The 11952-nt window shown below is 54.7% G+C and carries 12 protein-coding genes; 7 read left to right on the plus strand and 5 right to left on the minus strand.

The window, feature by feature from the left end; genetic code table 11:
- From KOSB73_RS12955 to hpxK, 5 genes are read left to right on the plus strand one after another with little or no spacing between them, the layout of a single operon-like run.
- On the plus strand, positions 1-666 hold the full coding sequence (locus KOSB73_RS12955) for an amino acid ABC transporter permease (RefSeq protein WP_098140569.1): 666 nt from the start codon (positions 1-3) through the stop codon (positions 664-666).
- Positions 666-1322 carry an amino acid ABC transporter permease gene (locus KOSB73_RS12960; RefSeq protein ID WP_004871411.1) on the plus strand — a complete coding sequence of 219 codons (657 nt, stop codon included), beginning with the start codon at positions 666-668 and terminating at the stop codon, positions 1320-1322. The genes KOSB73_RS12955 and KOSB73_RS12960 overlap by 1 nt, the downstream gene beginning before the upstream one ends.
- On the plus strand, positions 1303-2043 hold the full coding sequence (locus tag KOSB73_RS12965; RefSeq protein ID WP_004131222.1) for an amino acid ABC transporter ATP-binding protein: 741 nt from the start codon (positions 1303-1305) through the stop codon (positions 2041-2043). The genes KOSB73_RS12960 and KOSB73_RS12965 overlap by 20 nt, the downstream gene beginning before the upstream one ends.
- 10 nt (positions 2044-2053) lie before the next feature.
- On the plus strand, positions 2054-3295 hold the full coding sequence (locus tag KOSB73_RS12970) for a pyridoxal-phosphate-dependent aminotransferase family protein (RefSeq protein WP_064342443.1): 1242 nt from the start codon (positions 2054-2056) through the stop codon (positions 3293-3295).
- A complete protein-coding gene (hpxK, locus tag KOSB73_RS12975) occupies positions 3292-4554 on the plus strand; it encodes an allantoate amidohydrolase (protein ID WP_049130922.1) in 1263 nt (420 codons plus the stop codon). The genes KOSB73_RS12970 and hpxK overlap by 4 nt, the downstream gene beginning before the upstream one ends.
- Before the next feature lie 55 nt (positions 4555-4609).
- Here the strand turns inward: hpxK and KOSB73_RS12980 are convergent, their stop codons facing one another.
- Positions 4610-6319 carry a pectate lyase gene (locus tag KOSB73_RS12980; RefSeq protein WP_064371672.1) on the minus strand — a complete coding sequence of 570 codons (1710 nt, stop codon included), beginning with the start codon at positions 6317-6319 and terminating at the stop codon, positions 4610-4612.
- Between the two features lie 71 nt (positions 6320-6390).
- A complete protein-coding gene (locus tag KOSB73_RS12985; RefSeq protein WP_004871401.1) occupies positions 6391-7092 on the minus strand; it encodes an oligogalacturonate-specific porin KdgM family protein in 702 nt (233 codons plus the stop codon).
- A gap of 693 nt (positions 7093-7785) precedes the next feature.
- Between KOSB73_RS12985 and KOSB73_RS12990 the strand changes: the two genes are divergently transcribed.
- Positions 7786-8334, plus strand: coding sequence for a helix-turn-helix transcriptional regulator (locus KOSB73_RS12990; protein ID WP_024359593.1), 549 nt, complete (start codon positions 7786-7788; stop codon positions 8332-8334).
- A 182-nt stretch (positions 8335-8516) separates the two neighbouring features.
- A complete protein-coding gene (locus KOSB73_RS12995; RefSeq protein ID WP_049084995.1) occupies positions 8517-8813 on the plus strand; it encodes a chorismate mutase in 297 nt (98 codons plus the stop codon).
- 130 nt (positions 8814-8943) lie between these two features.
- Here KOSB73_RS12995 and KOSB73_RS13000 read toward each other — a convergent pair whose 3' ends face one another.
- The 3 genes from KOSB73_RS13000 to KOSB73_RS13010 form a co-directional block, all read right to left on the minus strand.
- Positions 8944-10008, minus strand: coding sequence for a hypothetical protein (locus KOSB73_RS13000; RefSeq protein WP_004871377.1), 1065 nt, complete (start codon positions 10006-10008; stop codon positions 8944-8946).
- A gap of 48 nt (positions 10009-10056) precedes the next feature.
- A complete protein-coding gene (locus KOSB73_RS13005) occupies positions 10057-10629 on the minus strand; it encodes a hypothetical protein (RefSeq protein WP_082237325.1) in 573 nt (190 codons plus the stop codon).
- 200 nt (positions 10630-10829) lie between these two features.
- A complete protein-coding gene (locus KOSB73_RS13010) occupies positions 10830-11903 on the minus strand; it encodes a helix-turn-helix transcriptional regulator (protein WP_004871369.1) in 1074 nt (357 codons plus the stop codon).
- Positions 11904-11952 lie beyond the last annotated feature (49 nt).

Consider the following 11952-nt stretch of genomic DNA (forward strand, 5'->3'; position numbering starts at 1 on the left):
ATGACGGAGCAACTTCATTTCTCTGAGCTCTGGCCGCACTGGCCGGAGCTGCTGGCGGGGCTGTGGGTGACTATTCAGCTGACCGTGCTGGCGACGATAGGCGGCCTGACGATTGGCATTTTCGGCGCCGCCGTTCGCAGCGGGCGTCCGACGTGGTTCAGCCGGATATGGGGCGGGTATGTCGAACTGATTCGCAACACGCCGTTTGTGGTACAGCTGTTTTTTATCGTCTTCGGCTTACCGAACCTGGGGCTGAAGATGACGGCGGGCGAGGCCGCGCTGCTGGCGATGGTGGTGAACCTCGGGGCCTACAGTACCGAGATCGTACGTGCCGGTATTCAGGTGACGCCGAAAGGGCAGTGGGAGGCGGGGCGCGTGCTCGGGCTGACCCGGACGCAGACCTTCATTCAGGTCATTCTGCCGCCCGCGCTACAGCGCATTTATCCGGCGCTGGTGAGCCAGTGCATCATCGTCATGCTCGGTTCGTCGGTGGTGTCGCAGGTCTCTTATGAAGAGCTGACCTTCGCCGCCAACCTGATTCAGTCGCGCACCTTCCTCAGCTTTGAGGTCTATCTGGTGACGACGGGGATTTATTTAGCGCTGTCGATAACGATGCGCCAGCTGCTGCTGGCGGCGGGACGTGAATGGCTGGGGGTACAGGCATGATGACCACCTTTACCGATTGGGACATTGTCCGCAATCTGCTGCTGGCCGGGCGCTGGACGGTGCTGCTGTCGCTGGTGGCGTTTCTCGGCGGCGCGCTGGTGACGCTGCCGCTCCTGCTGCTGCGCATGACCGGCGGGCGCCAGGTAAAACGCCTGATCCGCGGCTATATCGAACTGTTCCAGGGGACGCCGCTGCTGATGCAGCTGTTTCTCGCCTTTTTCGGCGTGGCGCTGTTCGGCATCGACGTTTCGGCGTGGACCGCGGCCTCGCTGGCGCTGACGCTGTACACCAGCGCCTTTTTGCTCGATATCTGGTTCGGCAGCATTCGCGCCCTGCCAAAAGGGCAGTGGGAAGCGTCGCGCTGTCTGGGGCTGAGCTTTGGCCAGACGCTGTATCGCGTCGTCGCGCCGCAGGCGCTGCGGATCGCCATCGCCCCGACGGTCGGCTTTGCCGTGCAGGTGATCAAGGGCACGGCGCTGGCGTCGATTATCGGCTTCGTCGAGCTGACCAAAGCGGGCACCATGCTGACCAACGTCACCTATCAGCCGTTTAAAGTCTTTGCGCTGGTGGCGCTGGGCTACTTCATTCTGTGTTATCCGCTGTCCCGCTACAGCCGTTATCTGGAGAACAAATTCAATGCCTCTCATCACCATTAATCAGATGCAGAAGTATTACGGCGATAACCACGTGCTCAAGGGCGTCGATCTGGATATCGATATGGGCGAAGTTATCTCGATTATCGGCCGCAGCGGGTCCGGCAAGAGCACGCTGCTGCGCTGTATCAACGGGCTGGAAGGCTATCAGGAAGGCAGCATTAAGCTCGGCGGGATGACCATTACCGACCGCGACTCGCAGGCGCGTGAGATCAGCCGCTCTATCGGCATGGTGTTCCAGAACTTTAACCTGTTCCCGCATATGACGGCGCTGGAAAACGTGATGCTGGCGCCGCGTCGGGTGCTGAAGAAGAGCGCCGCCGAGTGCCGTGAACTGGCCCAGCGGATGCTGGAAAAGGTCGGATTGGGCGACCGGCTCGATTACTACCCGTCGAGTCTCTCCGGCGGCCAGCAGCAGCGCGTGGCGATTGCCCGCGCGCTGGCGATGTCGCCAAAAGTTTTACTCTGTGACGAGATCACCTCGGCGCTGGATCCGGAGCTGGTGGGCGAAGTGCTCAAGGTGCTGGAGCAGCTGGCGGCGGAGGGCATGACGCTGATTCTCGTGACCCATGAAATGAATTTTGCCCGCGAAGTGGGCGACCGCGTCGTGTTTATGCATCAGGGACGCGTCTGGGAGCAGGGCGACAGCAAAACGCTGTTCGCCAACCCGCAGACCAGCGAACTGAAGCAGTTTATTTCATCCGTGCGCGGCCTCAATCAATAAGGACTTAAAGATGGATATCACCCAGTTTCCGCAACTCAACCCGCCGTCGCGCCTGCTGATGGGGCCCGGCCCGATTAACGCCGACCCGCGCGTGCTGCGCGCCATGTCGAGCCAGCTTATCGGCCAGTACGACCCGGCGATGACCCACTATATGAACGAAGTGATGGCGCTGTACCGCGGCGTATTTCGTACCGAAAACCGCTGGACGATGCTGGTGGACGGAACCTCAAGGGCCGGGATTGAGGCGATCCTGGTTTCGGCTATTCGGCCGGGCGACAAGGTGTTGGTACCGGTATTTGGCCGCTTCGGCCATCTGCTGTGCGAAATCGCCCGCCGCTGCCGGGCGGAAGTGCATACCATTGAAGTGCCGTGGGGCGAAGTGTTCACCCCGGACCAGGTGGAGGATGCCGTCAAACGTATTCGTCCGCGCCTGCTGCTGACGGTGCAGGGCGATACCTCGACCACCATGCTGCAGCCGCTGGCGGAGCTGGGGGAGATCTGCCGCCGCTACGACGCGCTGTTTTACACCGACGCCACCGCCTCGCTGGGCGGCAACCCGCTGGAAACCGACGCCTGGGGACTGGATGCGGTCTCGGCCGGGATGCAAAAATGCCTTGGCGGCCCGTCCGGCACCTCGCCGATTACCCTCAGCGCGCGCATGGAAGAGGCGATTCGCCGCCGCAAATGCGTGGAAGAGGGGATCCGCACCGATGCCCACCGCGACGGCGACGAGGAGATGATCTACTCCAACTACTTCGATCTCGGCATGGTGATGGACTACTGGGGGCCGGAGCGCCTTAACCACCATACCGAGGCCACTACCGCGCTGTTCGGCGCCCGCGAATGCGCCCGCCTGATCCTCCAGGAAGGCCTGGATTACGGCATTGCCCGGCATAAGCTGCACGGCGATGCGCTGGTTAAAGGCATCCAGGCGATGGGGCTGGAGACCTTCGGCGACCTGAAACACAAGATGAACAACGTGCTTGGCGTCGTCATCCCGCAGGGCATCAACGGCGACCAGGCGCGCAAGCTGATGCTGGAAGATTTCGGCATTGAAATCGGCACCTCGTTTGGCCCGCTGCACGGCAAGGTATGGCGGATCGGCACCATGGGCTATAACGCGCGGAAAGATTGCGTGATGACTACGCTCAGCGCCCTGGAGTCGGTGCTGAACTATCTCAAATTCCCGACCACCCAGGGCGCCGCGATGCAGGCCGCGTGGGACCACTATCGCAGCGAGCGCGCGCAATGAGTCAAACACAACGCCAGCAGGCGGATATGCAGCAGGCCGCGGCCCGGGTGATGGCCCGCGCCGACGAGCTGGCGGCGATCAGCGAAACGCCGGACGCCCTGACCCGGGTTTATCTCTCTCCTCAGCATCTTGCGGCCAACCAGCGGGCGGCGCTGTGGATGACCCAGGCCGGGATGACCGTCTGGCAGGACAGCGTCGGCAATATATGCGGGCGCTATGAGGGAGAGCAGGAGGGAGCGCCCGCCATCCTGCTGGGTTCGCACCTTGATACGGTGCGCAACGCCGGGCGCTATGACGGTATGCTCGGCGTCCTGACGGCGATCGAGGTGGTGGACAGCCTGCATCGACAGGGGCGTAGGCTGAAAAAGGCGATCGAGATTGTCGGCTTTTGCGATGAAGAAGGGACGCGTTTCGGTATTACGCTGCTCGGCAGCCGCGGGCTGACCGGCACCTGGCCCGAGAGCTGGCTGGCGCAGACCGATGCCGATGGCGTCAGCGTGGCGCAGGCGATGGTGCTGGCCGGGCTGGATCCGGCGCGCGTTCACCTGGCCGCCCGCAGCCAGGAGGAGATCGCCGCGTATCTGGAACTGCATATCGAGCAGGGGCCGTGCCTGGAGCAGGAAGGACTGGCCTTAGGCGTAGTGGAAGCGATTAACGGCGCGCGTCGTCTGAACTGCCGCTTTACCGGCGAGGCGGGACACGCCGGGACCGTGCCGATGAGCCATCGGAAAGATGCGCTGGCCGCCGCCGCCGAGTGGATGGTGCTGATAGAGACGCTGACCCGCGAACAGGGCGGAAACCTGGTCGCCACGGTGGGGACGCTGCGCTGCGCGCCCGGCGCGGTTAACGTCATTCCCGGCGAAGTCGCGCTGACCCTCGACATTCGCGGGCCGAAAGACCAGCCGCTGGATGCGCTGCTGGATACGCTGCTGACGGAGGCGCAGGCCATTGCCGCTCGTCGCCAGCTGCGGTTCAGCGCCGAAGAGTTTTACCGGATTGCCGCTACCGCCTGCGATAGCGGATTGCAGCAGGTATTGAGCGAGGCGGTGCAGGCGGTGCAGGGGCGTTCGCTAACGCTGCCGAGCGGCGCCGGGCATGACGCCATCGCCATTGCCGAACGCTGGCCGTCAGCGATGCTGTTTGTCCGCTGCAAAGGCGGCATCAGCCATCATCCCGCCGAGTCGGTCACCGCCGATGATGTGGCGCTGGCGATAGACGCCTATTCGCGCGCGGTGTCGGCGCTGGATGCCGGAAAGTAAGCGCCGGGCGGTCCGGCGCGGTACGGTCCCACACCGGTGGCGGTGGGGGACAGTTTTATTTTTTGCCGTTCGGTTTGAGCTGTTCGCCGGGTTTAAGGCGGAACAGCTCGTCATCGCGGGTGGAGTAGCGAACCGTCCCGTCAGCTATCCGATAAGCACCCTCCGTGAATCCCGCGCCGTTCAGGAACGGCGCCACCGCGTCCGGCGTATTGCGGAAGGCGGCTTCCAGGGCGAGAAGCGCATAGGGGGCGATACTATCGATACTGGCATATTCGGCCTCAGGGTTATCGACAAAAAAGCCGTTGATGCGCTGCTTGTTGATGATGTTAGCGCCGATACGATCCGCCAGCGTCAAATAGTCCTGCTGCCCGGTGGCCTGCCACAGGTCGATAAGCGCGAAAATCGCATACGGCTGATGATTCTCCGTTTGGTTATTCAGCCTGCGGTTCGCGCCGCCGGGTTCGCCAATATCGCCCAGTCCCTGGCCTTTGGCGATACCTCGCGCGACTTTCCAGATGGCACGATCCGGTTCAAGCGTCCAGGCGCGGGCATAGGAGAGAAGAAATTCATTTCCCGCCGGATAGGCTTTCAGCACCGTGCCTTTTTTCCCATAATAGCCATCGCGTTTTAACGCGTAGCCGGAGAGGTCCGTGCCGTTGGCCAGCAGAGGGCGGAAGGTATTGTTCTGCTCATCGTAAGCGTAGGTCGCGAAGGCCTTGAGGCCATCAAGGGTCCATTTTTTGAGATCGTCGCCGGCGGTGCCCAGCGATTTAGCCAGGGCAAGCTGCATCAGCGCATTTTCTGAGTAGAGGGTGCTGGTCCGGCCCTTCAGCAGCATATTGCCTTCCAGCGCATCGGGCCCCAGTTCGGGACCAAACTGACGCTGCGCGCGGTCGCCGTATTTCGAGTGCGTATCGCTATCATCGGTAGTGTCGGCGCGTTTTAGCGCTTGGGTAAACTGGTAGACGCCGAGCCCGGTCTTCTTATCGCGCGGCAGAACGTACTGTTCGGCCAGACGCTTCGCCCACGTCAGCGCGCCTGCGTCGCCATCGTATTTATAGAGCAGCGATGCGGAGTAGATAAGGTCGTTGCCGGCATTGAGAAAGCTCAGGCCTTTGGTGGCGAAAAACGGCGGCTGTTGGACAAAATCATTTTGCCAGAGCGCGCCCATCGCTTTGCCGTACTCCCCGTGACGGCTGGTTTCCAGCGTTTTCCAGTCGTAAACATGGGCATTCCAGAACGCTTTGATAAAGCGCGCGGTGGCCTTGTCATCGACGGCAAACATCATGTCGTAATAGGGGTACGCGTTCTTAAGTTCATGGACCATCTCCTTTTCGCTCGGGCCTTGAGGCTGCAGCGTTTTCAAATCAACAAAGCGATGGCCTCCCCACAGCAGCAGCCCGCTGGCGTCCTGATAGTGGTCAAAGTAGTAGCGAATATTCTCCGCGACCCGCTGCTTATATTTTGCTTCGCCGGTCAGGTTGCTTAACCCTACCAGCACCCGCATTAAATTTTGCTGGGCGGAGAAGTTCGACAGCACGGTAACTTTACCGTCCGGAAAAACCCATTCCATTTGCTTGCCGGTGCGAGGATCCACGCCGTTTGCCAGCAGAGGAGAGTGATGGCCGTACCGATCTCCCGCTTTATCCAGCACGACCTCGGCGAACTGCTTTACGCTGCTCAGACGCGCGTTCTCCTGGGCGCCAGCACTCAGGGAAAAGAGACTCAGAGCGCCCAATGCCAGGGTGATTTTTGCAATCTTCATTATTTTCCTCTTAATGAAAATAAGGGTTTAATGAAACCCTTATTTATTTTTATCTGGCTGACAGGAAGTTATCAGAAGGAGTATTTCACGCCAACGCGATAACGCGTCTGGCGTTCATCGGTGGCTTTACTGCCGGAAACATTCGCTATTGCCATATAAGGCGACCAGTTTTTATCAAATTTATAGGTCAGCTTAAAATCATGGGTCCAGTCGTAGCTTTCGTTATCCGCTAAAATAACCCCTGCGGAGTTGGCTTTTTTATAGTCCAGTTCATAATCCAGCTGATAATCTTTGAGGAATTTCCAGGAAATAACGCTGGTCAGGTTATAACCGTTCTCCGAGGTGTCTTTAGACGTGCCGATATTGCCTGAATTGCGCTTGTAGTAAGGGCGGTAACGCAGTGAGGCGCTGAGGTCATCTGTCAGGTTGGCTTTGCCGCGCAGATAAGGGCGGTAGCTATTTGAAGACGAGCTGGTATCCAGAGAGAAGCCAGGCTCAATCTGAAAGGTTTTATTTATTTTATGCACATAGCTCGCCACCACTTCGGTGCCGTTACTAACGGTTTCATCATAGGCTTTATTTTTATCCTGCGAACCTTTCCATTTCCCTTCCAGCGACAAGCCAAAACCATTAGCAAAACGGTGAGACATCAACAGTCTGTCTTTATGATTATTGCCGGCTTTGTCATTGGTTTCATGACGGTAATCAAAGGTCACCGCGTGGGCAGCAATACTGATAAAAGGAATCGTGACTAATAATAATGAGCGAAACATAGAGTGCCTCTACTTTTTATATTTTCCAAAGGTACAAGAAATTACCTGCCGTAAAGCAGGCAGAACGATACACATTAAATTATTAGAGGGTGGTGTGGTGCCGGGTGCCTCCCGGTGAATCAGGCGCTGACTTCCTGATTCGTCAATAAAAACGAAACGTAGATGAGGGTATTCCTCGATTCAGCTTGACCCCGCCGCTTAGGGGGATTCACCACACATTATTCTTTATTCCCTGTTGATGGCTAATTCGCACTGCTTGTAATTTTATTGAAAATAACTTTTACACAAAATGAAATGATGTTTTGAGATCGAGATCTGAATATTAAAAAGAGAGGGTAAATATTTTTTATGTTATTTATAAAGATAATCCTAATTCTATATTTTCCATATGTATCATAGTGTTATGTATTTGTTTCTGGTTTTTTGACGCCGTTTTATGCGTGAATTTAAGCTTTTCTTTGAATTGGCAGTAATCGTATTCCTATATTTTAAAGCGCTCAATTTGTTAAAACTTAAAAAATACTCCGTCGGTTTCAATGGTTAAACTGAAGCCCATGCTTCCGATTCCTTTAACCTAAACGAAAGCTAAACGGAAAAGATTGCGCTATTGATCTGCCAGACTGACGACATAACACTCTCAGAAAAGCATCCATATGGAAGGATAATAAAAGACAGTAACCTCGGGACTTCAAGATGACTATTCATGGAAAGGATCGTGTATTTATTTCTGGCGTAGAGACTCTATTGCAGGAGCTGAACGATGGCGCGGATGCAGGGTTAAGCAACTGCGTGTATGTCACCTGCGGGATGGATATCCAGGAGATATACGCTTTGTTCTTTCGCCATCCGCCGGAGCACTACGCCATCTTCATCACCTCTGAGCGCCATTTTGAGGCTATCAACCGGCTGTTTCCGGGCCTGCTAAAGCTCTGTTTGTCAGAGAGGTTGACGGTCGAAGAGCTGCGTCAGGCGTTAAAAGTGATGGGCCTGTTTTCGGCCCAGAACCAAAGCGTTGCTTATCTGCCCGATACGTTTAATTTTACCCACGCCGAGCAACAGATCATGAGGCTCAGTTTACGCGGCCATTCTCTGGATGATATTGCCCGTATCCGCGGGGTCAGTCCGTCCACGGTCAGCGTCCAGCGTACCCGGCTGATGAAGCGTATGGGGACCAACAGCCTGCAGGAGCTATGCTCGCTGTATGCGGCTATGCGTACCCAGCGACCACCGCTGTCCGGCTAAGCTTTATCACTAACAAATACGCGCGTCCGCGGATAAAAACGAAAGGTCGCATCTGCAGCTCGCCGCCGGCATCGGCTTTGAAAAAAAGCTGGTCAACGCTGCCTGAATAGACGCCAGGCGTGGAATCGGGCGAAATTTATTATATCATGCCGATCCTATGTACTAGTTTGGAGGTTCAAATAATGACGTTTTCCACCCTTGCCGATGTCAGAAGCCAGATCGATTCGATTGATAGCGAATTGGTTAGCCTGATTGCTCAGCGCGCTACGTGTGTTCAAGCCGCCGCCGCATTTAAAACAGACCACTCAGCCGTACGCGCGCCAGAACGCGTGCAGCAGGTTATTGATCGGGTTCGCGAAAAAGCGGCTGCGGCAGGGTTGCCCGAAGTGATTATTGAGAAAGTATATCGGTCCATGATAGATGCCTTTATTGAGTATGAGCTTGAGCAGCATAATCAGCTACAGCGGCAAAAAAGGTAACGGATTATCGCGACGCAGGCCGGATATACCCGGAGGTGGCGCACACCTGCCCGGGCTATCCGACCCCGTGCAATACCCAAAGCGTTGCTGTTACGGGATTCAGTACGCGGTAAGTTTTTTCCGGGTTGAATCAGACTGGCCGCAAAAAGAAAGTTGTGGGTGTTTTGCCATTTCCACTGGCTAGTCGTTGATGAGGGACTGGTTTTTGATTATCGGCAATGAGCATTATGTCGTTACCTTCGCATTCCAGCACCAGATAAATATGATCGTAACCGTGGTGCGCTACGGGACCGCAGGTGGAACCGACATCGCCGGGCTGTTGATCACCCACAGAAATGACTTTCCATTGTCGTTTATCACGAAGATAGTTACCCAAAGCTAATGCCTGCGTAATATCGGGAACGGCAATCCCTCCGGCCTGTAACAGGTTAGCCAGGTTCAGGGCGCAACCATCATGCGGCCACTGCTCATGGGCTAATTTGAAAAGCTCAATCGCAGCGATGGCCTGAACTTTTTCATAACGATCCGGCGTTGTGGCAATATTGACTACGTCGAGCATTTTTTCTTTGTCGCTCAGCGGCGTGATGCTATCGGCAAACATCACAGGAGGCGTATGTAGCGTAACAAATGTCTGGAATTCTTCCACGGCATCGCGTCGCACGTGAGAGATAACCATCGCGGGGTTTACGATGGTACCGCACCAGCTGGTGCTGAAACGCAACAGTCGGGCACAATACTCTATCGCCAGCGGGTGGTCTGTTTTCATTTTTGTAATGAATTTTTCAGCTGTATCAATGCCATGCTGTTTAGCAAAACTCAGGAGTTCCGCCTTTCCATTGCCGATGCTGTCAAATGACACCTGAAACGCCCCGGTTTCCTCGCTTTCCATGTGAGCCATTGAATGCGCGTTTTCGGAATCAACGCCGGCATCCCAGCGCCAGTCTGATTCAAACCCCGCCTGAACGCGAAGCACTTCACACATGACGGCTTTACGGTGTAAAAGGCTGGTGTAAGGCCCGAGAGCCCCTTTCATTACGGCATAGATATCATGAAGCTTATTTTCAGCAAAAACCTCATCAGGTAAAGCATTTAAAGTATCGACTAACTGTTCTAAAAACGCTATCGGTGGGCGACCATGCTGCGTGCTGACAGGATAGCGAGTCGCGATGAATATACGCTTGTTGATAGTATCCATAAAACTCTCCTTCATGACGGTGACGAATGTTGAGATAGTGTCTTAGGTCTATTTACTCGAGGTTAAGCCCTGAAAGAGAGAAGAGACTTTATTTACCAGGTAAGGCGCAAATAATGTCATTCCGGCTATCAGGAATTTAATGATTTCACTCAGGGCGTCAGGGTTGGATATTTTTCCATTGCGGCCAAAGTCAAGTAGCAATAACGAGCCGAAGCCAATATACATAAACAAAATAACCAGCATGCCGATTAGCGCAATGAGCCGGCTCGAACTGGCTTTCATTTCTTTGACCAGCCGCGGCCTGCCTGCATCGTCATAAAGAGGCTTCTTTGTCACGGTATCAGTGCCGTCCCTGGTGGCTTTAACCTCTTCGGTAGCGGATAATTCAACATCTTCAGAAAGCGCATCGGCTAAAGACCACGCTTTAGGAAGTGAATTGCGGATGACTAAAATAGAAAGCAAGGTACCAAAGATAACGATGAAAAACACAAGGTAAATTAAATATTTGTTGATATGTTCACCGCAGGACTGCTGAGCCTGACAGGAGGCTTCATTAGCGTGAGTGGCGGCGGAAATAAAAAATAAAACAATTACTGATGCGTGTGTTTTTAGTAAAAACATAAATGCGCTCCTCGCCAGGATAAAATTATTTTATTCCTGGCATGCGAAGATAAACTAATATACGCAGGTATTTCTATTTACAACAAGGGGTCATCTTATACCCACGGGGTTATACTGATACGCGTCCCCGCAGATAAGGTTCAGTATAGTGGTGGTCATGGCATCCACATTCATTCAAATGAATGAGTGGGTAAAATAAATTAGCTATGAATAGCCCTGATAATGAGCAGCAGCTCGGATTGATTACGGGTATGCGTTTTCCGGTACAGCGCACTAAGGTGGGTTCTGACGGTGGTGATGGAGACGCCGAGATGCAGGGCGCATTCATCCGGGGTCATCCCTCTGACCAGCAGTTCTGCTACCGCATTCTCGGCGGGTTTGACATTAAAGAGCTCCATGAATGCGCTGCCGGTGAGGAAAGGCTCGGGGATGATAATGCAAGCCGCACCGGGAATGCTGGGGGACGGGATGACCAGGATCGGCTTTGCTTGCCGCCCGGCGGTGTAGCATAATCCTGCTCGGGGGCGCGCCTCCGTCCGGGTGGCCTGTTCAATGGCATGCCGCAGTTTTTTGCTGTCTGTGTTCAGGCTTAGCGTGTCAGCGCCGACAGACCAGATCGCGCTATGGCTCGCGCGGTGGTAATTTTCGGCCCGGGTGTTGGCGTAAAGGATTTTACCGGCATGACCCACAAGCCAGACCGGGTAAATACCGTTGTCCATGACGGCACCCTGATATTTAATCGTGTCACGAAGGTGTTCAAATCTGGCATGAAGCTGGCTGGCGGTAATTAACGCGGGGATGAGGCGCCGGAACAGGTCAAATTGCGTGGGCTGTGGATAGGCCGCTTCATTAGCCGTCATCAGCGATAAATAAGTGGCATAACCGTTGACGGTACCTAGTTTGACGCTGGTAAGATAATTTAAATCATTAGGGTGATGAAATTCATTATAATAAATACTATTAGCAATAAATTTATCTCCTAAAAACTCCCTGTCTCTGTACATCTGCCCTACAGGCAACCCCGTCAATATTTTTTCGGCAGGATCGATTGCCAGAAAAACATCCCGGTAGGCCGTAAAGACTTTTTCATCAAAAAGTAATGAATCCGTCATAAGATGCGCATTACCTTTGTCATAATAAAGCAATGCCGCGTACTGATGTCCTGTCAGTAACGACAGTTTCTGCAGCGCGGGTTTCCAGAATTGAGAATCCAGCGTAGCCAACAGAATAGTCTCCAGAATTTCTATATATAATAGTTCCGGATCAATGGCCATAACGACACCTTATATTTATCGCTTAACCCGCAGGGCATGACTGATGAGG

Origin of the sequence: Klebsiella grimontii (assembly GCF_900200035.1) — a bacterium.
GTDB classification, from domain to species: domain Bacteria; phylum Pseudomonadota; class Gammaproteobacteria; order Enterobacterales; family Enterobacteriaceae; genus Klebsiella; species Klebsiella grimontii.